This window comes from Pseudomonas sp. NFX5 (genome assembly GCF_049132125.1).
In the GTDB taxonomy this organism is placed as follows: domain Bacteria; phylum Pseudomonadota; class Gammaproteobacteria; order Pseudomonadales; family Pseudomonadaceae; genus Aquipseudomonas; species Aquipseudomonas marginalis.
The window spans coordinates 508,103-531,680 of record NZ_JAFMZG010000044.1; the positions used below are offsets into that span (position 1 = coordinate 508,103).

Here is a 23,578-nt window from a genome sequence, read left to right on the forward strand (position 1 = left end):
TCGGCACGCGAAAAGGCTCAGTCATGAACTGCTTGTGTGTAGCCGCTATCGCCTAAAGTCAAAATGGCATTGCGCCACCATCCGAGTTAGCATGTCGCGACTCGCTTAACCTAGAAAAGGACCTTCCATGAGTGTTAGCGCCTATCTTCGCGAAAACCTCCGCTCTATCTCTTCCAAGAATGTTTCCGTTGCTCCGGGGATCGATGAAAAAAAGCTGAACAACGCACTTAAGGCCTTCGCATACAACGGGCTGCCAGGAAACGTCGTGGCATTGTTCGACAACACCCTGTTCGGTACTGGCAAGGACGGTCTGCTGTTCACTGGCGAGCAAGTGATCTACCGCTCCGGATTCGCCGACCCGATCCACTTCCCCTACGAAGATATCCGCAGCGCCAAGTACACCCAGGTGCACACCGGAAGCATGGACAAGCTCGAGCACACCCTGATCTTCGAGCGTAAGGATAATAGCCAACTGGTCATCAAGGACCTGAGTGATTGCGACTACGCAGCACTCGCATCCGTGCTGCAGGGCGTTATCGAAAACTTCACCGAGTTCCAGGACGAAAAACAGCTCATCCCTCTCGAGGAGATGGAAGAAGCAGTCAAAGTGGCTTACCTCAAAGTCATCGTGAACATGGCCTACGACAACGACTCGGTCATCGATGAAAAAGAGTTCGCGGAGATCTTGCTGTTGATGACGCGGCTGGACCTGGAACCCGAGTCGCGCTTCACTGTGCGCGCCTACATGACCGGTTTCAACCAGGCGGCAGCGCTCGATGCACTGCTTGCGGAGCTGGACAGCCATTGCCCACGGGGGCAGATTAGGCCGCTGCACATTTCTCTGACCAAAGACTTGATCAACCTGCACTTCTCCACCGGCGGCGGCTCGCTGGAGACCTTTGGCTTCCTACAAAGAAACCGTGCGCTCTTGCAGGTCACCGATGACGAGATCGACCTCGCCGTCGCGGCCATCCGTAACGACCACAGCATGCTGAAGGACGATGTCACCGATGACCAAATTGTCAGCGCGCTGAAGCTGCTTTCGGCGAAGGCCGCGGCTGTCGGCACCCCACTGGCCGCAGTGTATCTCTCGGGTTCGGTGGTAGGCATGTCTGCGGCCGGGCTGACGTCCGGCCTCGCCACGCTGGGCATGGGCGGCATACTCGGCCTGTCGGGCATGACCACGGGGATCGGTGTCGCCGTGCTGCTCGGTGTGGGCGCCTACGCAGGCGTGCGCAAACTGACGGGCGCGGACGAGCTCACGCGCTCGAAGCGACGCGAGCTGATGCTGGTCGAGGTCATCAAGCAGACCCAGGCGACCATTTCGCTGCTGATGCAGGACCTCAACCACATTACCGATCGGCTGAGCCAGGCCCTGGCCGAGCATGGCGAGCAAGGCCAGATGATCCAGCGCCTTACCGCCATGATGGGGCAGATGACCGGCGCCGGTACCGTGCTGACCAACAAGTGCGAAGCGACCCAGAGCAGCGCGACCAAACTGCGCTGCGCTCGTTTCCTCGACGACGCCAAGCTCAAGACGCTCACCAAGGAGCCTACTAAGGCAGAGCTGTTCGACTTCATCAGGTCGTTCTACGAAGAACGTTCATTCTCCCAGGAGAAGGACGGCCAGCAGTTCGAGACGCTCAAGCTCGCAATCAAACCAGGCGTTTCGCCGAAGGCGCTGGAGAACCTTGCCCGAGCCTTTGAAGCGGTCGGTTATTTCAACGTCAGCGATGTACTTGTCGGCGGCGCCGCCGACATGGCAGACAAGGCTAAGGGCAAGCTGCTCGGTCTGTTCTCATGAGCATTAAGAATGCGTCGACTGAACAGGCCCAGGCGATGCTGGTGCAAAAGCACCAGTTGAACACCGCGCTAAACCACGTAGGACTGGTCAATGGTGCACTGCAAAGCCTGCAGGTCACGCAGGCACAGAGCCGCCAGCATCTCGAACTGTTGATGCTCGAAGCTGAAACACTGCTCGAAGGGAACCAGGTGATTTTCGAGGTGGATGACGACGATGCGCTGCTTGTCGAGAGTAGTTATGCCGTACAAGAAAACATCGTGAGCGTCGGCACGCCGCTGCCAAACCTCGACTTCATCGACATGAAAGGCAAGAGCGACTGGAATGGCTATCTCGACCAGGTCACTGCCTATGCCCAGCGATGGCGGATCGAGTTTGGCCACGATCCGTTCCGCGACCTGATGAGCGCAAGCCAACGTATTGCGCTGGAAAGACGCATCCGCGATGAGTTCTCGTACAAGGGCGCCCAGTGCGACAAATACGACTACATGATCGCCGGCACCTGCGGCCTGATCGGCGGCCTGGTGGACGTTCTGTTCGTCGGCCTCCCAGGTCAGGGAGCGCTCACCCACTTTACTGACGAGATGACCGATAACGCGGTGCGGAGGTTCGCTGCCTGGAACGGCTGGCAAGGCCCTAACAAAGGCAGTGACCCGGTAACCAGCGCCATTGGTTTCCTGGAAAGGAAGTACAAGGTCAACTACGACCATCGTCACGGCGGCGATGTCGGCGGCCTATTCAAGATGAGCACGCGCAACCACCACATCAAGAGCCTGGCGCATTCGCCGGACCTAGTCGGGTTGTTCTTTTCGATACTGGATCAGTTCACCAGTAGCGCACATTTCGTCGATGGCGGCCGAATCATCAGTGTCGATACCGAAACGTTCGAGCTCAAGGGCTCGAACCTGGTGGCTAAGCTGTTCTGCGGCTGCATGAATTGGCTGGGGCACCTGTTCTCGGATGTGGCCGGCTCCTCTGGCGCAAAAACGCGAGGGTCGGGTATTCCGATTCCTTTTTACTCGCTACTGCAGTTCATCAACCTCGGCGAGTTTGGACAGCATCGGCAAACCTTCGCCACGATCGCCGTCCAGGTGTTCGAAAAGGGCTACGACCTGCGTCACGGACTGGCAATGGCTATTCCGGTGATGCTTAGCGAAATGTTGACCCGAGTGATGTGGGTCGTGAAGCAGCGCTTCTATCACGAGAAGGAATGGGCTGAGTGCATTCCATCGGCCACTAATCCCGAACTTCAGCGGATGCTGCTAATGGCACACGGCACCCTTTGCGTGGTAGATGGCGCCGATGCGGCGATTCGCTCGGGCGGCGACATGATCCAGTTCATGTTGCGCTCAAACCTCATTGCCTGGGCGCGCTTCGGCACACTGGCACTCAAGGAACTCAACTCCTGGTACCAGGACGGAAGGCTCGACATCAAGGCCGTCGATACCTACCTGGACGCTGAGTACGAGCGGCTAGTGGCGAGCGCGTGACAGATTCAAAGATTTAAAGCTTGGCAGATATGAAGGAGAGACCGCCGGACTGCCGCCCGTACGGCCGCCTTATCGCAGGCCACCCAATGCGCCGCAAGCAGACGGAAGCACCATACAGCCACAACTCAGAACTCTGATAGTTATCAAATTCACGCCCGCGGCCCTTCCCTCTGGCGCGTAGTGAAATCCGTGCGCAACGAATGCGAACGCAGTTGATCCAGTGAGAGCAGTCATGGAAAAAAAAGTACTTGGTGTTTTGCAGAATTTCCATTCCGAAGGTCTTTACGTTGCCCCAGACATTCCACGCAAGAAGGCCGATAACGCCGCCGCGTCGTATGGCATGCCCTCTTCCGCGAAAGTGTTCGCCATCGTTGATTCGACGGTTTTCGGTTCGGCCAAGAACGGCCTGGCGTTTACCTCACATGGCCTGTTCTGGAAAAACGACTGGACTACCACCTCGGCTAAAACTCATATGCCGTGGGAAGAGTTCAAAGCCACGACTCAGGGTCGGGCCACAAAAGGCTCTGAACTGTTCTTGGGTAATGGCTGCGCGTTCGGCATGGCCGGTTCGAGCATGAAGCCCGAGGCTCTGCTGCAACTGCTGGAGAAGTTAGCGGAGCAGTTGCAGGAACCTGCCGAGCCGGTGGGGCATGCAGTCGAGGCGCCCATTGGGCAGCCTGCTACCGGCCAGGCGCCAGTTGTACGCGAAGAGCCTGTCAGCGCCCCGCCTGCAGCTGTTATTCCTCCTCGGCCACCGCAACCTGAGCCTGAGCCTATCCGCAAGCCCGCGTTCGAAGGCAGCTATCAGCAAGATCAGCTGCAGATCCTCAATGCAGTGGCCAAGCGACACAGGTTGTCCCACCAGATCCAGGTGGCACCCTCGATCAAGGTGTACAAGGTCGAGAAGGTCATCGAGATATCGGCTGGGCAGATCAAGCCATACGACATCCTGATGATCGTCGATAACACCTTCCTGCAGACTGCCAAGGACTTCTTGGTGGTGACCGCTCAGGCAGTGTGGGCCAAGGGGACACTTCGCAAACTCGAGCAATTCCCGATCAGCGAGATTCGCAGCATTCGCTGCGAGGCGAAGAATCTCTACATCAACGACTACGATTTCCAGTACTTCGATCAGCTTTCAGAGAACGAAGTGCTGGTGATGACCAACATGCTCAAAGAGCTGGTTGTGGCGTTGGGCAACCAGCAGCAGCGCTCGGTTGGCGGGGGCGAACCACAGCTACCTCACCTGCTAGACAACGTTCTGTCTGCGATATACGACGATGTCATCAACGATGCCGTCAGCCGTATGCGCCTGGACAATCCACAAGGTCGAGAGCTCATTACGGCACTGACTGACTGCTGCTTCGCCACATTCTTGCTGGTGAGCGCTCGCCTACAAGAGCATCAGAGCTCAGACCGTGCAGAGATGCTGGGGCAATACCTGCTGGCACAAACCCTGGCGACTGTGTTCGCGCTCCGAAGCAGTGACGAGTTGTGGAGCAGCCTGGAACTACAAGTAGCGTACATGATGATTCAGGGACGGTTGATTTACCGCGTGTTCGGGCAGACCGAGCGGGCCGGTATCGATATGTATCCTGGGCAAGAGTGCTATGTGCAAGCGCTTAGAAGTGTGATGGAGGCAGGTAGTCTTGATGACGGCCTGGATGCGCTACGCGACGTGCTGGGGGAGATTACGCGGGCGAATCAAAAAGCAATTGAGGCTGCGTTTGAATGTGCCGATCAAGTTCAAGAGATGTTTATTGAAGGGTTGTAAGTAGCGGTCTTCCAGGGTTGAAGCGGGCAGACGGGGGGGGGTCAAGCCCGCCGTCTGCTAGGTGCGAATACAGAGATGCTGCCAACTGAGCCATGTTTATCGCAGTGCCAAGCTACACAGGCAGGTAGAAAATCGCACCGGCCGCTTTGCGTTAGGCGGGCCGGACAAGAACTGGGCTGCACATAACCTGCTTTGATTCCAGGTCACCGAGGGAGAACGTCTGGGTGTTCCAGTCCCCTACCCTACCCAGTTTGGACGTACACCGAAGGCCATCCAGAGCCATCCAGAGCCATTCTGGATTTCGTCAGGAATCGCCATTCGTGATCGCTCATGTAAGGCTTCTGAGTGGGGCCAAAATTGGGGGCATATTAGGATTTTTTTAAACTGAAACTACCGAGCTAGAGCCAAGTCAAAATGTTTTTTGGCGATCCTGAGAGCCTTTAACGCCAGGTTACGCCGACGATTCACAAAGCCTGTACACGTGAATAAAACGCTGTCCTAACCAAGCCTCAATCGTCCATCAGCCCCGCGAAAGGACGTTCAACCTAACCCAGGTCGAGCAGCAAAACGACCTATCGAAGGTACTCTCCTGATGGAGCTCAGACAGCTTCAATACTTTCTTAAGATTGCCGAACACAGAAGCTTGAGCCGGGCTGCTGCTGAGCTTGGCCTGGGGGTTTCTGCCTTAAGCCAGCAAGTCAGTAAGCTGGAAAATGAACTGAGTACTCGGTTACTCAATCGCACGACCACTGGCGTGACACCGACCAGCGCCGGCATGGCGTTTCTTCACCATGCGCAACTTGCGGTAAGGCAGATAGGTAATGCGGTACATGCCGCTCAGCGAGGTCGCATGAGCGGATACGTCAGTGTGGGCCTGCCACCCACTACGGCCAGCGTTCTGGCGTTGCCTCTGATCGAGCGCATGCGCACCCGCTACCCTGACATTCAGCTGCACTTAGTGGAGATGTTATCTGGCCATCTCGCGAGCCAGCTTAACGCTCGGCAGTTAGATCTGGCGGTTGTGTTCCAAGCCGATGCCGGAAGGCGATGGCACGTCACTCCGTTGCTCGACGAAAAGCTGTTTGTCATAGCAGTCCCGACTCTGCTTGATATCCCTGAAGGCGATACCGTGCAAATTGATCAACTCGGGCATGTACCGTTGGTTATGCCGAGTGCACAGCACGGATTACGCACTAGCATAATCATGGCGTTTGAGCGCAGTGAAACCGTTCCTCACATCGTGATGGAGATCGATGGGCTAGCGACGCTGATGCAAGCAGTCAAAGCTGGACATGCAGCGACAATACAGCCTGGTGCCGCCGCCGCTCGCTTAGGGGATGCAGAACTTCGCATGGTCGAAATCTCTGACGACCATGTGGGGCGCCGCAACTTCCTAGCCAGCCTTTCGGACGACGAGCTGTCCCCTGCTGCGTTAGCCACGCGCGTCGTTCTTCTTGAGGTCAGCCGTGAGCTAGTGAATATGCACCTTTGGCCGGGGGCAAGCCTTCAACCGCCAGAGGCTCTCCATCGGGTAGGCCTTTAGTAAAAGTAAAGGCCCTGCCGCTAGCACGTTCTTTCGACCACCCAGACCTCGCATTAAGCTTCGCTCACTCACAAGGAGCACCGTGCTCCAGCCGGTTGTAGAGTCGAGTCGAGGAAAATAACAATGATTGATGTGTTAGTCATCGGAGGGGGTAATGCCGCCTTATGCGCTGCGCTGATGGCGCGGGAGGCTGGTGCGAGCGTCATGCTTCTGGAAGGCTCGCCCAAGATTTGGCGGGGTGGCAATTCGCAGCACACACGTAACCTTCGGTGTATGCATGATGCGCCGCAAGACGTTTTAGTAGACGCCTACCCGGAGGAAGAGTACTGGCAGGATTTGCTGAAGGTCACCGGCGGGATCACGAATGAAAAACTTGCCCGAATCACGATCCTTGCATCTTCCAACTGCCGAGACTGGATGCGCTCCCACGGCGTTCACTTCCAGGCGCCGCTCTCCGGCGCGCTCCATGTTGCAAGGACAAATGCCTTTTTCATGGGCGGTGGCAAAGCCTTGGTCAATGCTTATTTCCGAAGCGCTGAGCGAATAGGCGTTCAGATTCGCTATAACGCCCAGGTCACCGATATCGAGCTCAAGGACGGAAAGTTCATTGCTGCACATCTCCCTGAACGCGTGGTGGATGACGAGCATCTGCCGGCTGAACGGATCGAGGCCAAGTCCTGTGTGCTCGCTGCTGGCGGTTTTGAATCCAACCGTGAATGGTTGCGAGAAGCCTGGGGCCAGAACGAACGGGGTGAATGGCCCTCCGATAACTTTTTGATTCGCGGCACGCGTTTCAATACCGGAGTGCTACTTAAACGCATGATAGCGCTGGGCGCGGATGTCATCGGTGACCCGACTCAAGCCCACATGGTTGCGATTGATGCGCGGGCTCCTCTCTACGATGGAGGGATATGCACCCGTATCGACTGCGTGTCTCTTGGGGTCGTAGTCAATCGGGAAGGTGAGCGCTTCTACGATGAAGGCGAGGATTTCTGGCCCAAACGTTATGCCATCTGGGGTCGACTGGTCGCAGGGCAGCCCGGTCAGCAAGCGTATTCAATCATCGACCAGCAAGCTATAGGCAGATTCATGCCACCTGTGTTTCCAGGCACCACCGCTAACACACTGGCAGAGCTTGCCCGGAAACTGAACCTGCCCGTCGAGACCTTCGTTAAGACGGTGGAAGATTTCAATCAGGCATGCCAGGCAGGGACATTCGATCATACCGCGCTCGATGACTGCCACACTGAGTGCCTAACCCCTGCGAAGACCCACTGGGCGCGCCCTCTAGTTAACCCCCCTTTCTATGCATATCCGCTCAAGCCGGGAGTTACGTTCACATACTTGGGACTGGCGACTGACGAAACCTCTGCCGTTCATTTCAACGGCAAGCCTAGCCCCAACTTGTTCGTCGCAGGGGAGATGATGGCTGGGAACGTACTGGGAAAAGGTTACACAGCCGGGATTGGCATGGCCATCGGCACTGCTTTCGGTCGCGTTGCCGGGGTCCAAGCCGCAGCCAGCGCAGACATTGCTTCCAAATCAGAGACAGGGGGATCTCGATATGCAGCTTTATGATCCCAAAACTGCCAACCCGTTGATTCCGGTTCTAAATGTCGATGAGACTGAAGTTCAGCGACAAATGACCATTTGCAACTCGTGCCGTTATTGCGAAGGGTTTTGCGCAGTTTTTCCAGCCATGACGCGTCGCCTGGCGTTCGGGCAAGCAGACATCCATTACTTGGCCAACTTGTGTCACAACTGCGGCGCATGCTTGCACTCTTGTCAGTACGCAGCCCCCCACGAGTTTGCGGTCAATGTTCCCAAAGCCATGGCCAAGGTGAGGGTCGATACCTATGGGGAATACGCGTGGCCTAGACCATTTGGCCAGCTTTATCAGCGTAATGGGCTGACCCTCGCTGTAGCCTCGGGTATTGGCCTGGCGCTGTTTTTGTGTCTGACACTGGCCATCATGGGCAACCTGTTCCGTGAAATGCCGGGCGGTAATTTCTACGGCATTTTCCCTCATAACACCCTTGCATTGATGTTTGGCGCCGTGTTTGGTTTCTCCATATTGGCGTTAGGGATTGGCGTGAGGCGTTTCTGGAAAAATGTGTCACCCGCCCAAGTTCCTACTTCCCTGAAGGCATCGGCAGCCATCGAGGCAACAGCCAATGTCGCTAAGCTCAAGTACCTGGACGGCGGTCATGGTGAGGGGTGCAACAACGCCGATGACAAATTCACGCTCTGGCGACGTCGCTTCCACCACTTCACGTTCTATGGCTTCCTGTTGTGCTTTGCAGCCACTTGTGTGGCCACGCTTTTCCACTACTTTCTCAACTGGTCCGCACCCTACCCTCTCTTCAGCCTTCCAGTGATTCTCGGCGTACTAGGCGGCATTGGGTTGTTGGTGGGTCCTGCAGGCTTGTTATGGTTGAACTTCCGGCGTGATCCCGAACATGGCGATGCGAACCAAAGGCCCATGGATCGTGGTTTCATAGCCCTGCTGTTTCTGGTCAGCCTTAGCGGTCTGGCTTTGCTGGCCTGGCGGGAGTTTTCAGCCATGCCGCTGCTGCTGGCGATCCACTTAGGATTCGTTATGGCCTTCTTCCTGACGATGCCTTACAGCAAATTCGCCCATGGGATTTTTCGATGTGCGGCGTTGCTTAAGTTCTCAATCGAGAAACGCCAACCAAATCCTATCAACGCCGGGAGCGATTGAATCCGGCCTTCACGATTAGAACCCGTTTTTTCACAGAAATAACTAATGCAAGGAGACGAAATTGAAAACTCTCGAGTTTCTCACCCATGCTCTCAATAGTTACGTATTGCGCAGGAAACGCTCGAGCACATTGTTGGTGATCATCACGGTGTAGATGTCTGCCTGCATGAGCCCATGCACCCATTCGCACGTGGCGGCAGTGAACACCTCGCCTCGACCTTTGTGGAAGTGCACCACCATGCCGGCCCCGCGGCTATGCATATCGATGATGGCGTCGCTGAGGTCCGGCGCCAGGATGGAAGCACGAAACCGCGCATCGCCATCGCCGAGCATGAATGAATAGGCATCCTCGGACCGGCCATGCTCGGCATTGGTCGCCCAGCCCATGGCGAGGATTTGCAATCCGCAGGGCGCCCCGTCTGTGTAGAGCGGTTCCGGGAGGCCGTCGACGAAGGTGTATTCCAGGCCATCCACCTCATAGCCGAAGAGGTTGGCTTCGTCCGCGAACATATCCGCGTAGCCGAGGCCCGTCCCCATGAACGCCCAGTGCTTGGGCCTGAAGACTGTGTAGCCGCGCGGGCTGCGCGGCGCCATGCCTCCAAAGCTGGCGTAAATGCCTCGCAGAGCATTCACCCCGAACGTCGTTGCCCCGGGGTGATTCACCCTCGGATCTTCCCAGGCCCCCGTTAGCCGATGAGGCTCGGTAGCGGCCACAGGATCGAGCGCACCGGCGTCGTACTTGTAGGCCACCTGCCGCCGGCCTTCATCCTCCAGGCGAATCTGCCACATGAAATTGCCGGCGAAGCGCGCGACCTTGCCGCCCTCCTCGACAAAGGCGTCGACATGGTCGCGCATTTCCCGCGTCCAGTACTCGTCGTGCCCGATGAAGACGGCGCAGGCGTAGCCCTCAAGCGCGTGGGGGTCGTGATGCAAATCGTCCTGGGTCAGGATATGCACCGTATAACCTTGCTGCTCGGCCCAGAGCACAAAAGGTCTCTCGTAGGAAGCCCACCCCGCCAGCGCGTAGTACTTGGCGTAGCCGTTTAGGCTGGCCCATTCGATGAACTCATAGCGCGCCGGCCCTGGCGTGCGGGGCCGGGTCGCGTTGACGCAACGTGGCGCATCGGCCGGCAGCCACACCTGCCCTCGCGCCCAGGGGCGCTGTGCCGACAGCAACGGTGAGCGACCACGTGGCGTGCCGGGATGAACGCCAAAGTAATGATTGGCGCCGCCCCAGTCGTTATAAGCGGCCCACGTCGAGGTGGCCGCGACGAGCACCAAGGCATCGGCACGCTTGCACAGCGCCTTGACGATAAACAGATGATGCCCGAGGACGCTGTCGTCGCCGTCCCGCACTTCCACTATGTAGCCACCCTGCTCGGCATCCGCCGGAATTGACCATTGCATGAAGACAGGCCATTGGCAGCCATGCTCATAGGCACGTTCGGGTATGGGGTGGAATCGAGCGTCAAGGCTGTCGGTGGTATGCAGCGTGCGGGCGATGGCGCCATCACGATAGATCCGCAGCCTCACGTGCGGGCGGTTCGACGACAGATACAGGCAAACCGAATCACCCGGGTTATAGGCGCGACGGTCCGAGTAGCACCAGGCGGCCGCCGGGCCCGACTCGCAAGGAACTTCGACCCAGGTCTCGCGTGCGGCCTGACGTGGGCCCGAAGTCTGGCTGACGATCACGTTGGCGCCCGGGCGTTCGCCTCGCGCAGCGGTGTTTTTGAGGTCTGTGGAATTCATTGAGTCGTACTCCTTTGATCGGCTGATTCTGCGGGTCGACCAGCCAACGTGTTTACGCTGACTCGAGCACCAGGCGCCTTGATGTGCGCAAGGTCGATGCCCGCTGTTTCGTCGATAAGAAACCCCGCCAGGACGGTGACGACGCCCAACCCGATGACATAGCTGACGTACAGATAGCCAAGGTCGGCGCCGCTGAGATAGTTGTTTAGATAAGGGGCGGTGCCGCCAAAGATCGCCACCGAAACCGACGAGACCAAACCCACGCCCTGGGCCCGTGCCTGGGTGGGCACCTGCTCGGAGAGCACAGCAGGGAAAATCGCCGCGATCAGCGACCAGGCGCCCAGCCCCAGCACCTGGGCCAAAAACAGCGTCCAGGGCTCAGTGGTCACCATTATCGAAAGGGGATAGGTCAGCACGATCACGCCCAGACCCCAGGCGATAACCATGGGCCGGCGCCCTACCCGATCGGACACCATCCCGCAGACCGGCAACCAGCACACACAGAGGAGCTGCGCGAGAAGGCTGGCCACATAGGCACCCGTGGCGTCCATGCCCTGGGCAATCGCCGTCGAAGCACCGAACGTGACCCACGCGTAGTAAGTGACATTGGCGGCCGCTGCAAGCATGACGATGTTGCGCGCCACCCGTAGCATCTCCCCCCTGGACAGCTTGCGCGGGGGCCGCGCTTGCCCTTGCTGCTCTACGAACACATGAGACTCCTGCGCACCGCGGCGCAGAAACAGCGCGTAAATACCGAGCACTCCACCAATGGCGAAGCCGATCCGCCAGCCGTAGTCACCCATGGCCTGGGCGCCCAGCAGCCAGGTCAGCGTCGCCGCCACGGCCGTCGCCGCCATCACCCCGAGCGTTACCCCCACATAGACGGAACTCGACCATAAACCGCGGTGCTTGCTTGGGGCGATCTCAGCGACATAGGTGTAGGAAACCCCTGTCTCGCCACCATGGGCGAGCCCCTGCATCAGCCGGAAAAACAGCAGCGCGCCCGACGCATACAGGCCAATGCTCTGGTAGTCAGGGATAAGCGCGATGCCCAGGCTGCTGATCGCAAGCAGCAGCATGGTGAGCACCATGATGGTCCGGCGCCCCAGTCGGTCGCTCAGCCGGCCAAACAACCAGCCGCCGACAGGGCGTGCGACAAAGCCAACCGCAAACACTGCAAGGGTCGCGAGCATCGCGGAGCGCGCATCGGTCTTGTCGAACAGGTTGCTTGCCAGGTACACCGAAAAGGTGGCGTACAGGGTCCAGTCGAACCATTCGAGCGCATTGCCGATACCGGCTGCGCGCAACGATTTGAGGCGTCCTTGGTGAGACGTCGTATTGTTCATGGGGTATCTCCTGGTGGCGAACGGGATCGAAGCGGTTTGGCAAACCGGATCAAAGGTGCAACGCGGGCTTGGGCTGGCGTACGCCCTGGGCAGATGGGACGCGGACACGCAGCGCAATCAGCAACGCCGCCAGCAGCATCAGCACGGCCGCCGCTACGAATACGCCTGCGCTGCCACCGAAGCTGAACACTGCACCGCCAGCGGCGGCGCCCGTGGCGATGGCCGACTGCACAGAGGCCACTACCATGCCTCCGGCACTTTCCGCCTGGTCAGGTACCGCGCTGGCGACCCAGTTCGACCACGCCACCGGCACACCACCAAAGGCCAAGCCCCAGACCGCCAGCAGTAGCGCCTGCCCCGGCACCGAGGCCGGCAACAGCACCAGCGCCAGGGCTGCAACGCCGACCAGCGCCGGCATCAACACCAGCGTGGCCAGTGGGTGGCGCTCCAGCAGCCTGCCGGCCAACAGCGTGCCGGCGAAGTTCGCCACGCCAAAACCCAGCAACATCAACGACAGCCCCTGGGGGCCGATGCCAGTCGTCCCTTCAAGGAATGGCCGAACATAAGTGAACATCGCAAAGTGGCCGCTGTGCACCAGCACACAACCGAACATCCCCATGGCGATGCCCGGGCGCTGCAACACCTCGAGCACAGTGCGCAGACGTGCCGGCCGGCGCGGCGCCAGGCGCGGCAGCGTGAACGACTGGAAAGCCAGGGTCACCATGCCTACCGCCGCTGCGGCAAAAAACGCGCTGCGCCAGCCGTACAGCCCGCCCAGATAGCTGCCCAGCGGTACTGCAACGACCGTCCCGACGGCAATGCCACTGAAAATGATCGACAGCGCCCGGGGCAACAACGCACTCGGCACCAAGCGCATCGCCACCGCCGCCGCCATGCTCCAAAAACCGCCAAGGGCAATGCCCAGCAAGATGCGCATCACTAACAGCACCGCGAAGCTGGAGGAAACGGCGACCAACAGATTGGAGGCGACCATTAGCGTGGAAAAACCCAGCAGCACCCAACGTCGGTCGATGCTGCGGGTCAGGCCTGGCACCAACAGGCCGGCGAACAGCGCCACTACGGCAGTCACCGTTACCGCTTGGCCAGCCAGCGATTCAGACACTCCCAGGTCGGTAGCCATCAGCGTTAATAAACTGGCCGGAAGGTACTCAGCGGTGAGTAATCCGAACACACCCATTGCCAACGAGAAAACGGCCATCCACGCGGGCGTCGCAGGCTCTACATCCGCGCCGACGCCAGGATGGCGGTCGGATACGGCATTACATACACAGTCAGTCATTGCACGGATCTCCCAATCTTCATTGCGAGCCGAGTCTAGGCGCGGAAAACTGGATGATCTATGATCCAAAGTCTCTACTTTTTGACTAAAACACCTGAACGATGCCTGCAGATCAGTTTGCTCTCTCCTCGGATCTCATCAACGAGCTGTTGCGCGGCATGCGCCTGCGTGGCGTCGAATACCGGCGTATCCAGGCGGGTCCGACCTTCGGTTTGGGCTTCGCGGAAAAACCTGGGCACGCCTGGTTCCACTTCATGGCCGTCGGCAATGCGTTACTGCGAATGGAGGACGGCAGCACCTACGCGCTGTCTGCCGGCAACGCTGTGTTCATCTCCCATGGCGCAGCCCATCAACTGTCGTCCCATTCGGACGTGCCTGTTGAAGACATCGAGCGTCTGGACGGCGCGCCCTTGGGTGACACCGTTAGCGCGGTGAATACCGGAATCGATGCCAGCCCCACGCCGAGCACTATTTTGTTCAGTGGTTGCATGGAGTTCGAACTGGGCAGCATCCATGGTCTTGGTCGGCTGATGCCGGGACTGATGCTGATTGATGCCGGCGGCCAGCGTTACCCCGGACTGGTGCCGATCCTGACCACCATGGAGCGCGAGGTCGGCGCCGCGCGTATCGGCTTCGCCGGTATCCTCGCGCGGTTGGCCGACGTGGTGGCCGCCATGGTCGTTCGCGGGTGGGTGGAGTGCGCCTGCGGGAATGCCTCTGGCCTGGTCGCCGCCTTGCGCGATCCGCGCTTGGCCGGTGCACTGCTGGCGCTCCATCAACAACCGGGCCGCGACTGGACTGTTGCGCAGCTGGCCGAGCACTGCAATACCTCGCGCTCGGTCTTCGCGGACCGCTTTCAGGTGACGATTGGCATGACCCCGCTGCGCTATGTCACCGAACTGCGAATGCGGCTGGCAAGCCAGTGGCTGACGCTCGAAAGGCTGCCGATTGAAGAGGTGGCGCAACGTCTGGGCTATACCTCCCAGGCCGCTTTCAGTCGTGCATTCAAGCGCATTACGGGCCAGACACCGGGTTTGAGTCGCAAGGTGAGGCAAGCCGAACGCAGCTAGTCGATGATCTGTGCCTCTGACTCATTTACCCCCCGTTACGTCGAGGAATGTACCGGTAACGAAGGATGCCTCCGCGCTCGCCAGCCATAGAATCGCGCGCGCCACTTCCTCCGGCTGACCGCCCCGCCCCATGGGGATCGAATCCTTGACACGATCCACCCGCCCCGGCTCACCGCCACTGGCATGCATGTCGGTATAGATATGTCCGGGGCGAATACAGTTAACGCGTATGCCTTCCCGGGCCACCTCCTTGGCAAACCCGATGGTGAACGTCTCCAGCGCGCCCTTTGACGCCGCATAGTCGACGTACTCATTGGGGCTGCCAAGGCGTGCCGACGCCGAAGAGACATTGATCACCACCCCGCCCGGGCCGTTGTAGCGGTAAGACATGCGCTTCACCGCCTGCTGGGCACAGAGTATCGGCCCGATGGCATTGACCGCAAAGATGCGCTGCATCCGCTCGAAGCCGAGGGCCTCCAGGCGTGACTGAGGTGCGAGCATCCCGGCGTTATTGACCAGTACGTCGATACGACCGAAGGTGCGGTCGATGGCCGCGAACATATCGGCCACCTGTTGCGGGTCCGCACTGTCGGCTCGCATCGCCAACGCCCGGCGCCCCAATGCTTCTACATCCGCCACCACCGCCAGCGCTGCGGACTGGTTGGCAACGTAGCTGATCGCGACGTCATAACCTCTTTCGGCGGCCAGCCGGGCGGTTGCCGCCCCCACTCCACGACTTCCACCTGTGATTAGAATCAGCGGTGCCTGCGAGACGTTGACCATTAGACATTGCTCCTGAGCCGTTGGCTGTATCAGCCGATGATGAGGGTGCCGCTGGCGATCACTACGCATGCCAGTATCCGGCGTGCGGTAAGCGTCTCGCCGAGGAACACATAGCCGATCAACGCCGCAAACAGCACGCTGGTTTCGCGCAATGCGGATACCGCGCCCAGTGGCGCTTCGTTCATGGCGTAAATGACCATTCCATAGGCGAGCAAAGAGACCAGCCCGCCGACCAACGCGGTCACTGTTCCAGGCCGGACGCGGAACAAGCTGCGGGTGTCGCGCAGGCCGAGGTAGACCACCGGCATCAGCACGCCCCACAGCGCGCACATCCACACCGTGTAGGCAAGCGGCGCACCGGAGAGCCTGGCGCCGATGCCGTCGACCACGCTGTAGGCCGCGATAAAGCCGCCCGTCCCCAGCGCATAGGGCAGGCTGGGAACCGACAGACTGCGCCCTCTGAAGGCCAGCGAAATAATCCCGCCGGACACCAACGCAATACCGAGTAACTCACCAGGCGTGATGCTTTCCCCGGCAAACACGGCTGCGCCCAAGGTGATCAGCACCGGCGACGATCCACGTGAAATCGGATAGATCTGCCCCAGGTCGCCGACGCGGTAACTGCGCACCAGAAACAGGTTGTAGCCCACATGCAGCAACCCCGACAGCACCGCGTAGCCCCAGCTTTCAATCGCGGGGGGCACCATGAACGCTGCTGCGACGACACTGGCGATGGCGATGGCAATGCACATCACCGTCATGGACCACAGCCGGTCGGCGCCGCTACGCAGCAGCGCATTCCAGCCGGCATGCAGGAGCGCGGCGAAAAGCACGAGGAGGATGAGATGAGTAGGCATGCCCCACTGTAGGCAATCCGGCGCCGGGGCTAAAGCGAAGTCTCCTCAGCACAGCATGAGCGGAGACTCATGACTCACTCATCCGGTCGTTGGACCTTCAGTGCCTCGCTGACCAGCCATTGGCGAAAGCTGGCGATGTGCGGCTGGGATTCGATGCCCTTGGGGCAGACGAAGTAGTAAGCAAGCGGCGACGGAAGCGGTACGTCGAACAGCCGCACCAAACGGCCATCGCTGATTTCGTTCTCGACATGCCCGCTGCGCACCAATGCAACGCCCTGGCCGAGCAAAGCCGCCTCGACCGTCATGTTGGTATCGCCAAACCTGACGCTTTCCTGGAGCGGCAAATAGGCCAACCCGACGGCTTGAAACCACACCTCCCACTTTGGCACCAACTCGGCGCCATCCCGAGTCAGGAGCGGGAAATGCAACAAGTCTGCCGGGCTTTGCGGCGTGCCAACGCGCCGCAGCAGTTCGGGACTGGCCACGGGAAATACCTGCTCCCCAAACAGGAATTCCGAATGCAGGCCTGGGTAATTGCCCTTGCCGAGCCTGATCGCAACATCAGCCTGGCCGTGAGAGAAGTGGATGATTTTATCCGTGGTATCCAGCGAGACCAGCAGCTCGGGGTGCTGGCGAGACAGGCGCGGCAAGCGTGGCAGCAGCCATTTGAGCGCGAAGGAATAGGTGGTGCTGACGCTGAGCCGAACCCGGCCCTTTTGCTCGCGCAGGTCACCCAAAGTCGCCTCCAGGCTGATGAAAAACTCCCGCACGATGGGCGCCAGCGCAGCCCCCGCTGCCGTGAGGCGTAACGCCTTGCCACGTTCAAACAACGGCAGCCCCCAAAGCGCCTCAAGATGCTTGAGCTGGTGGCTGACCGCGCTTTGAGTCACATGCAGTTCCTGTGCGGCTGCAGTAAACGTCGGGTGGCGGGTGGCAACTTCAAAGGCGCGCAAGGTCGCGGTAGGCGGCAGGTCTCTCATCGGGGCAGGATCCAGCGAGTTATAGGAAAAGCGCATGCATGAACGTTAGCTCATGCAGCAGCTTACTTCACTGTACCCATTTGAATCCTCGTCCTTGTTCAGTCCGCGCCTACAGAAGCAGCCGCTTTGGCGAGTTGACCGACGAGAGGACGCCGGCGCCCTCCCCTCGAACACCCTTTGCTCAGGCAGGTTGCACTGCTTGAGCCTTGCTCGCGTTGCCAGGGCGGATTTTGAACCAGATGGCGTACATCGCCGGCAGGAACACCAACGTCATGATGGTGCCGACCAAAGTACCGCCGATCAGTGTGTAGGCCAGCGTGCCCCAAAAAACAGAATGGGTCAGCGGGATGAATGCCAGGATGGCCGCCATCGCCGTCAGCAGTACCGGGCGAGCCCTCTGTACCGTGGCTTCGATGACGGCGTGAAAGGGATCCAGGCCTTCCTGGGCGTTGTGATGGATCTGCCCGATCAGAATCAGCGTGTTGCGCATCAGGATGCCCGACAGCGCGATCAGCCCAACCAGGGCGTTGATACCAAACGGTTGATGAAATATCAGCAGCGTCGGCACCACGCCAATAAGTCCCAGCGGTGCGGTGAAAAACACCATGATCATTGCCGAGATCGAACGCACCTGGACGATGATGATCAGCAGCGTCAGCGCAATCATGATCGGAACCAGCGGCACGATCGCCTGGCCTGCCTTGCCCGACTCCTCGATTGCACCCGCTTGCTCGATCCGATAGCCGGCGGGGAGCGTGTCGATAATCGGCTGCAGTTGCTTGATGATCACACCCGATACGTCCGGTGGTTGAAGGCCTTCGTCAATATCGCCACGCACGGTGATCGTCGGTGTACGGTCACGGCGCCTGAGGATCGGATCCTCCATGCGCACATCCACCTCTCCGACCTGGGACAGCGGGATCCGCTGGCCCGCGGCGCCCACCAATGTAAACCCTTCAATCCGCGCAGGGTCCAGACGTATATCGCCTGCGGCGCGGCCAACCACCTGCACTGAACGAATGTCTTCACGAACCGACGTGATCGGCACGCCCGTCAGCAGGAATTGCAACTGCTGGGCGACGGCGCTGGAGGTCAGTCCAACCGCCTGCAAGCGATCCTGATCCAGGCTGAAATGCAGAGTCGGCGCCAGAGGGCCCCAGTCGCTGTTGACCGTCCTCATCAACGGACTCGCGTGCATGACCGCTTGTACACGGCCCGCAATCTCGCGCAGCTTCGTCGGGTCAGGCCCCATTACCCTGTAGGCGACGGGATAGGGTGAATACGGACCAAACACAATTTGAGTCGCCCTGACACGGGCCTCGGGGGCGAGCCCGGCAGCGACCGCCTCGCGAAAACGCAGCTTGAGGGTTTCACGTGCCTCCTGGCTGGACGTCAGCACCACGATCTTGGCGAACGAGGGATCCGGCAGTTCTGGCGCCATCGCCAGGAAGAAACGCGGCGCGCCCTGCCCGATATAGGCCGTGACGATTTTTGCCTCTTCCTGCTTTTGCAGCCAGGCCTCGACCTTTTTCGCAGTGGCGCTGGTCTGCTCGATGGAGGTTCCGTAGGGCATTTGCACCTCGACCATCACCTCGGGACGGTCTGACGTCGGGAAGAACTGCTTCTTCACCAGGCCCATGCCCAGGACGGCCACGACAAACAGCGTGATAACCGTGCCAGCCACCAGCCACTTGAGTTCGATGACCCGGGTCAGGACCCGGCGGAAGCGGTTGTAGCGCGGGGTATTGTAGATAGCCGCATGCCCACCCTCTACCTGCTTGATGTCTGGCAGCAACTTCACGCCCAGGTAAGGGGTGAAAGCCACTGCGACAACCCAGGAAGCGATCAGAGCAATACCCACGATCCAGAACATGTTGCTGGTGTACTCGCCGGCAGTGGACTGGGCGAAACCGTTGGGCATGAAGCCAACCGCCGTTACCAGTGTGCCAGAGAGCATCGGCGCGGCCGTATGACTCCAGGCATACGCGGAGGCTTTGATGCGGTCGTAGCCCTCCTCCATTTTCACGACCATCATTTCGATCGCGATGATGGCGTCATCTACCAGCAACCCGAGCGCCAGGATCAATGAACCGAGGGTAATACGGTCAAAGTTCTTTCCGGTGGCCGCCATCACCACAAACACGATCGCCAGTGTCAATGGCACGGCAGCTGCGACCACGACGCCCACACGCCAGCCCATGCTGAGGAAGCAAACAAGCATCACCACGAGCAGCGCGACAAAAAACTTGACCATGAACTCGCCAACGGCCGAGTCGATGTTGACGGCTTGATCGGTCACCTTGGTCAGCGTCATGCCCAGTGGCATGCCTTCATTGATCTTGGTCGTCTCGGCGTCCAGCGCCTTGCCCAGGTCCAGGCCGTTCCAGCCTTCGCGCATGATGACCCCCAGCAGCAGGGCCTCTTCTCCGTTACTGCGCACCAGAAAGGTTGCCGGGTCTTCATAGCCACGTTCGACAGTGGCCACGTCGGAGAGCTTGAGCGTGCGCCCCTGAACCACAATCGGCGTGTCACGAATCTTCTCCAGCTTATCGAAGGCGCCGTCCAGGCGCAGGAAGACCTGCGGCCCATTTGTTTCAATCGAACCGGCGGGCGTGAGCACGTTCTGGTTATTCAGCGCGGCAAAGATGTCCTGAGGCGCAATGCCCAGGGTGGCCAACCGATCATGGGAGAACGAAACAAATATCCGCTCGGCCTGCTCACCGATGATGTTGACCTTCTTCACGCCCGGCACATGCAGCAGTTGCTGGCGCAACGACTCAGCATCACGCACCAGCAGCCGCTGCGGCTCGCCTTTGGCTTTGAGGGCGAACAGCGCAAACGTCACGTCCGAATACTCGTCGTTGACCAAAGGCCCGATTACCCCTGCCGGTAGCTTGGTGGCCTCGTCGTCGAGCTTTTTGCGTGCCTGATAAAACTCTTCCTGCACCTGTGAGGGTGGCGTGCGGTCCAACAACGACACCATGGTGAAAGCAAGACCAGGCCGCGTATAGGTTTCCGAGCGGTCGTACCATTTCAATTCCTGCAGGCGTTTTTCAAGTGGCTCTGCGACCTGGTCCTGCATTTCCTGCGCAGTAGCCCCCGGCCAGGCAGTAATGACCGTCAACTGCTTGACCGTAAACGGTGGATCCTCCGCACGCCCCAGTTGGAAGAACGCCAGGGTGCCCGCAACCGCGATCAGAAAGATCAGGAATACCGTAATGGATCGCTCACGAACGGCGATCGCCGAAATATTAAAGCGGCCTTCGCTCATGGATGACTCCCGGCAACATGGGCTTCATCCTGCTGGGGCACTCTCACGTCTTCTCCATCGCGCAGCAGATGGGCGCCTAACGCGACGATCTGCTCACCGACCTTGAGATCGCCTGCCACGCGTGCGGCATCGTCGCTCAATCCCAGCACCTGAACAGGACGCCAGCTCACCTTTGCCGGCGAGCCTGCGATCACCCACACACCGGTGCCATTGCCTGGGTCATAAAGGGCCGCGATGGGGACTTGCAGCGCCTGCCCGTGCGCGGCGCCTTCTGCGATCCGCAACGTGACCGTCGAACCTATCGGGGCATTGGCCAGCGCGCCCTCAAGCACATACCGCGCCTCAAACGTGCGCGTCACTGGGTCGGCAGAGTCAGAAAGCAGCCTGAGCTTCGCTGTAACAGCCCCTGCGGTACTGCCGTAAAGCGTCGCTTGCGCGCTGGATCCGGCTGCAGGACGCAACGTCTCGGGCAGATGCACGATGGCTTCGCGCTGGCCTGCGCGGGCCAGTCGAACCACGGGCTGCCCCGGGCTGACGACTTGCCCGGGCTCTGCGAGTGTCTCCACCACGACCCCGTCGGAATCCGCAAATAACACCGCGTAGCCGGAAGCATTGCGGGCGACATCGGCCTGGGCTTGTGCGGCGCTGAGCTGCGCCTTTGCGCTATCCGCTGCGGCCTTGACCTGGTCGTAGGCCGATGCAGAAACAGCCCCTGCGGCGACGAGGTCGCGATATCGCGCCTCGTCATCGGCTGTCTGCCTGGCGCGGGCCCTGGCGGCGGTGACCGACTCTTGCTGTGCTCGCGCCTGCAACCCCAGGTCGATAGGGTCAAGGCGCATAAGCGGCTGACCGCGTTTAACGCTCTGGCCGGTATCGACCAGCCGCTCGAGGATCTTGCCGGAGACCCGAAAGCCGAGATCGCCCTGCACGCGGGCCGCCACTACTCCCGTGAATGAACGTGATGTCTCCGAGGAACCCTCAACCGTTCCGGGCCTTACCAGAGGAGCCTGCGTGCGCGGATCGTCAATGTTGGATGAGTCACCACACGCCGTCAGGACGAGAGGCAACAAGCAGGCTGCAATGGGGATGGGTCGGAGCCGGAGCATAGGTTCCCTTATTGAATAGAAAGAACAGGGATCACATATTCAGACTAGTGACTATTATTGTCAACGGTCACATTCGAACTCTCCAATGGCGCAGAAGGATGCACCACCCCACTACGCGATCGCTCATGACCCCGTTACAACAAGGCTAGGTTGATGCAGGACTGCATATTCCAAAGCAGCACATGACGGGGATGAACGATATTTTTCAGTCATACCTGAATTTAGCCCAGGGGCCTCAATTGACAGAGAGTGACCATACAGTACTATGGTCACCAACAATATTCGATTCAAGGAATCCCAATGCACTCCCTCCGCCCCGCTGCTTTTTTGATCAGCGCCAGCTTGATGACAGGTTGTGCGGTCGGTCCGGACTATCGCCGTCCGGACGCCCCGCTCCCGGACCGTTACCTGGGCCAGTCTTCTGTCGAGCAGAGACCAGGGGCGACGCCTGCCAGCCTCGTCATCTGGTGGGAGGGCTTCGGTGATCCACTGCTCGCCGACTTCGTCGCCAAGGCGCTTGAACAGAACCTCGATCTGGCGCAGGCCCAGGCACGAGTCGCGCAGGCGCGGGCAGGACTAGGCGCCGCCAATGCCGCTTTATGGCCCTCGGGAAATATCAGCGGCCAGGCCGCCCGCGCCTACCAATCAGTCGAGACGCCACTCGGCCAGGTGCTGAACTCAACCCCTGGCTATGATCGCTATGGCAGTTCCTACGAAGCCGACCTCAATGCCAGCTGGGAAGTGGATGTCTTTGGCGGCCTGCGACGCGGACGCGAGGCGGCACTGGCCGAGTACCAAGCGTCCGAGGCTGGCGCCGCGGCCACGCGATTGGCCATCGCCGCACAGACTGCGGATATCTACATCACTGTCCGCGGATTGCAGGCTCGGCTGGACATCGCGAATCGACAAGTCAAAACCCAGCAGGGGCTGCTGGAGAAAGTCCAATTGCTCTACAGCAAGGGGCTTGCCGCCAGCTATGAGGTTCGTCAGACCGAGGGGGCTTTAGCACAGGTCCAAGCCACCGTACCGGTGCTGCAGACCGGTCTGGATGCGGCCATGAATTCACTCGATGTCATGCTCGGCACGCCACCCGGTACTCATCGCACGCAACTTGCCATGGTCGCAAGCATTCCGGCAGCGCCGCAGTTAAAGACCATGGGAACGCCAGCCGACTTACTGCGCCGCAGGCCTGACCTCATTGTGGCCGAGCGCCGCCTTGCCGCCTCAAACGCACGCATCGGGGAGGCGATTGCCGAGTACTACCCTAAGTTCTCTCTGAGCGCATTACTGGGGAGTGCAACGGCTGTATCGGCAGGCAATCTTTTTTCCGGCGGCGCCAGTCAATCGTCGGGCGTACTGGGACTGCGCTGGAGACTCTTCGACTTCGGGCGCATCAACGCCCAAATCGACCAAGCCAAGGGACAGGAAGCCGAATCCCTGGCCGCGTACCGTCAGTCTGTGCTGCGCGCCACCGAGGATGTCGAGAACGCGCTCTCCTCACTGGTGAATCGGGACGCCCAAGCAACCACCCTCATTGGAGGCGAGACGTCTTTGACGCAAGCGCGCCAATCGTCGTTCACTGCTTATGAGAAAGGCACGGCCAGCTTGATTGACGTCCTGCACGCTGACGAGACCCTGCTTCAGGCTTCCGACGCTCGGGCGCAGGCACAAACCGAATCGGCACGCGCGGCAGTCGCCGCGTTCAAGGCGCTGGGCGGCGGCTGGCAGCCCTCGGATAGCCGACTGACGAGCCGATGACACGGGTGCTTTTCGAGATTCAAAA

16 protein-coding genes are annotated in these 23,578 nt (G+C 59.8%); 8 read left to right on the plus strand and 8 right to left on the minus strand.

Annotated features, from left to right (window positions below; translation table 11 throughout):
• The first annotated feature begins 127 nt into the window (after positions 1-127).
• From J1N02_RS30360 to tcuB, 6 genes are all read left to right on the plus strand, one after another.
• On the plus strand, positions 128-1,804 hold the full coding sequence (locus tag J1N02_RS30360) for a hypothetical protein (RefSeq protein WP_027605749.1): 1,677 nt from the start codon (positions 128-130) through the stop codon (positions 1,802-1,804).
• Positions 1,801-3,291 carry a hypothetical protein gene (locus tag J1N02_RS30365; RefSeq protein ID WP_027605748.1) on the plus strand — a complete coding sequence of 497 codons (1,491 nt, stop codon included), beginning with the start codon at positions 1,801-1,803 and terminating at the stop codon, positions 3,289-3,291. Before J1N02_RS30360 ends, J1N02_RS30365 begins: the two co-directional genes overlap by 4 nt.
• A 232-nt stretch (positions 3,292-3,523) precedes the next feature.
• Entirely contained in the window at positions 3,524-5,065 is a 1,542-nt protein-coding gene (locus tag J1N02_RS30370) for a hypothetical protein (RefSeq protein ID WP_368960800.1), read from the plus strand.
• Positions 5,066-5,657: 592 nt separating this feature from the next.
• Positions 5,658-6,608, plus strand: a complete 951-nt coding sequence (locus tag J1N02_RS30375; RefSeq protein WP_115486068.1) for a LysR family transcriptional regulator — start codon at positions 5,658-5,660, stop codon at positions 6,606-6,608.
• A gap of 123 nt (positions 6,609-6,731) precedes the next feature.
• The gene (tcuA, locus tag J1N02_RS30380; RefSeq protein ID WP_421148202.1) at positions 6,732-8,186 is read left to right on the plus strand and encodes an FAD-dependent tricarballylate dehydrogenase TcuA; all 1,455 of its coding nucleotides are present in this window, start codon (positions 6,732-6,734) and stop codon (positions 8,184-8,186) included.
• Positions 8,173-9,330 carry a tricarballylate utilization 4Fe-4S protein TcuB gene (tcuB, locus tag J1N02_RS30385; RefSeq protein WP_027605744.1) on the plus strand — a complete coding sequence of 386 codons (1,158 nt, stop codon included), beginning with the start codon at positions 8,173-8,175 and terminating at the stop codon, positions 9,328-9,330. The genes tcuA and tcuB overlap by 14 nt, the downstream gene beginning before the upstream one ends.
• A gap of 99 nt (positions 9,331-9,429) precedes the next feature.
• Here tcuB and J1N02_RS30390 read toward each other — a convergent pair whose 3' ends face one another.
• Genes J1N02_RS30390 through J1N02_RS30400 form a run of 3 tightly spaced genes read right to left on the minus strand, consistent with a single transcriptional unit; the run spans position 9,430 to position 13,728 of the window.
• Positions 9,430-11,082 (minus strand): N,N-dimethylformamidase beta subunit family domain-containing protein, encoded by a 1,653-nt coding sequence (locus J1N02_RS30390; protein ID WP_421148203.1) that lies wholly within the window; start codon positions 11,080-11,082, stop codon positions 9,430-9,432.
• Positions 11,079-12,428 carry an MFS transporter gene (locus tag J1N02_RS30395; protein WP_421148204.1) on the minus strand — a complete coding sequence of 450 codons (1,350 nt, stop codon included), beginning with the start codon at positions 12,426-12,428 and terminating at the stop codon, positions 11,079-11,081. Before J1N02_RS30395 ends, J1N02_RS30390 begins: the two co-directional genes overlap by 4 nt.
• 49 nt (positions 12,429-12,477) lie before the next feature.
• Positions 12,478-13,728 (minus strand): MFS transporter, encoded by a 1,251-nt coding sequence (locus J1N02_RS30400; protein WP_421148205.1) that lies wholly within the window; start codon positions 13,726-13,728, stop codon positions 12,478-12,480.
• A gap of 101 nt (positions 13,729-13,829) precedes the next feature.
• Here J1N02_RS30400 and J1N02_RS30405 point away from each other — a divergent pair, with 101 nt between their 5' ends.
• A complete protein-coding gene (locus J1N02_RS30405) occupies positions 13,830-14,798 on the plus strand; it encodes an AraC family transcriptional regulator (protein ID WP_108574434.1) in 969 nt (322 codons plus the stop codon).
• A gap of 21 nt (positions 14,799-14,819) precedes the next feature.
• On the opposite strand, the gene J1N02_RS30410 is transcribed toward J1N02_RS30405, so the two are convergent.
• The 5 genes from J1N02_RS30410 to J1N02_RS30430 all read right to left on the minus strand — a co-directional run bounded on the left by J1N02_RS30410 (position 14,820) and on the right by J1N02_RS30430 (position 21,795).
• Positions 14,820-15,581, minus strand: coding sequence for an SDR family oxidoreductase (locus J1N02_RS30410; protein WP_065948722.1), 762 nt, complete (start codon positions 15,579-15,581; stop codon positions 14,820-14,822).
• A gap of 29 nt (positions 15,582-15,610) precedes the next feature.
• A complete protein-coding gene (locus J1N02_RS30415) occupies positions 15,611-16,438 on the minus strand; it encodes an EamA family transporter (protein WP_421148206.1) in 828 nt (275 codons plus the stop codon).
• A gap of 74 nt (positions 16,439-16,512) precedes the next feature.
• Positions 16,513-17,418, minus strand: coding sequence for a transcriptional regulator GcvA (gene gcvA, locus J1N02_RS30420; RefSeq protein ID WP_092485540.1), 906 nt, complete (start codon positions 17,416-17,418; stop codon positions 16,513-16,515).
• A 181-nt stretch (positions 17,419-17,599) separates the two neighbouring features.
• Positions 17,600-20,689 carry an efflux RND transporter permease subunit gene (locus J1N02_RS30425; protein WP_421148207.1) on the minus strand — a complete coding sequence of 1,030 codons (3,090 nt, stop codon included), beginning with the start codon at positions 20,687-20,689 and terminating at the stop codon, positions 17,600-17,602.
• On the minus strand, positions 20,686-21,795 hold the full coding sequence (locus J1N02_RS30430) for an efflux RND transporter periplasmic adaptor subunit (RefSeq protein ID WP_421148208.1): 1,110 nt from the start codon (positions 21,793-21,795) through the stop codon (positions 20,686-20,688). The genes J1N02_RS30425 and J1N02_RS30430 overlap by 4 nt, the downstream gene beginning before the upstream one ends.
• Positions 21,796-22,095: 300 nt before the next feature.
• Here J1N02_RS30430 and J1N02_RS30435 point away from each other — a divergent pair, with 300 nt between their 5' ends.
• Positions 22,096-23,553: an efflux transporter outer membrane subunit gene (locus J1N02_RS30435; protein ID WP_421148209.1), complete on the plus strand. Its 1,458-nt coding sequence runs from the start codon at positions 22,096-22,098 to the stop codon at positions 23,551-23,553.
• Positions 23,554-23,578: the final 25 nt, after the last annotated feature.

Excerpts from the sequence above, each read along its gene's own strand:
- J1N02_RS30360 (WP_027605749.1), top strand. The coding sequence starts at position 128 with ATGAGTGTTAGCGCCTATCTTCGCGAAAACCTCCGCTCTATCTCTTCC.
- J1N02_RS30365 (WP_027605748.1), top strand. The coding sequence starts at position 1,801 with ATGAGCATTAAGAATGCGTCGACTGAACAGGCCCAGGCGATGCTGGTG.
- J1N02_RS30370 (WP_368960800.1), top strand. The coding sequence starts at position 3,524 with ATGGAAAAAAAAGTACTTGGTGTTTTGCAGAATTTCCATTCCGAAGGT.
- J1N02_RS30375 (WP_115486068.1), top strand. The coding sequence starts at position 5,658 with ATGGAGCTCAGACAGCTTCAATACTTTCTTAAGATTGCCGAACACAGA.
- tcuA (WP_421148202.1), top strand. The coding sequence starts at position 6,732 with ATGATTGATGTGTTAGTCATCGGAGGGGGTAATGCCGCCTTATGCGCT.
- tcuB (WP_027605744.1), top strand. The coding sequence starts at position 8,173 with ATGCAGCTTTATGATCCCAAAACTGCCAACCCGTTGATTCCGGTTCTA.
- J1N02_RS30390 (WP_421148203.1), bottom strand. The coding sequence starts at position 11,082 with ATGAATTCCACAGACCTCAAAAACACCGCTGCGCGAGGCGAACGCCCG.
- J1N02_RS30395 (WP_421148204.1), bottom strand. The coding sequence starts at position 12,428 with ATGAACAATACGACGTCTCACCAAGGACGCCTCAAATCGTTGCGCGCA.
- J1N02_RS30400 (WP_421148205.1), bottom strand. The coding sequence starts at position 13,728 with ATGACTGACTGTGTATGTAATGCCGTATCCGACCGCCATCCTGGCGTC.
- J1N02_RS30405 (WP_108574434.1), top strand. The coding sequence starts at position 13,830 with ATGCCTGCAGATCAGTTTGCTCTCTCCTCGGATCTCATCAACGAGCTG.
- J1N02_RS30410 (WP_065948722.1), bottom strand. The coding sequence starts at position 15,581 with ATGGTCAACGTCTCGCAGGCACCGCTGATTCTAATCACAGGTGGAAGT.
- J1N02_RS30415 (WP_421148206.1), bottom strand. The coding sequence starts at position 16,438 with ATGCCTACTCATCTCATCCTCCTCGTGCTTTTCGCCGCGCTCCTGCAT.
- gcvA (WP_092485540.1), bottom strand. The coding sequence starts at position 17,418 with ATGAGAGACCTGCCGCCTACCGCGACCTTGCGCGCCTTTGAAGTTGCC.
- J1N02_RS30425 (WP_421148207.1), bottom strand. The coding sequence starts at position 20,689 with ATGAGCGAAGGCCGCTTTAATATTTCGGCGATCGCCGTTCGTGAGCGA.
- J1N02_RS30430 (WP_421148208.1), bottom strand. The coding sequence starts at position 21,795 with ATGCTCCGGCTCCGACCCATCCCCATTGCAGCCTGCTTGTTGCCTCTC.
- J1N02_RS30435 (WP_421148209.1), top strand. The coding sequence starts at position 22,096 with ATGCACTCCCTCCGCCCCGCTGCTTTTTTGATCAGCGCCAGCTTGATG.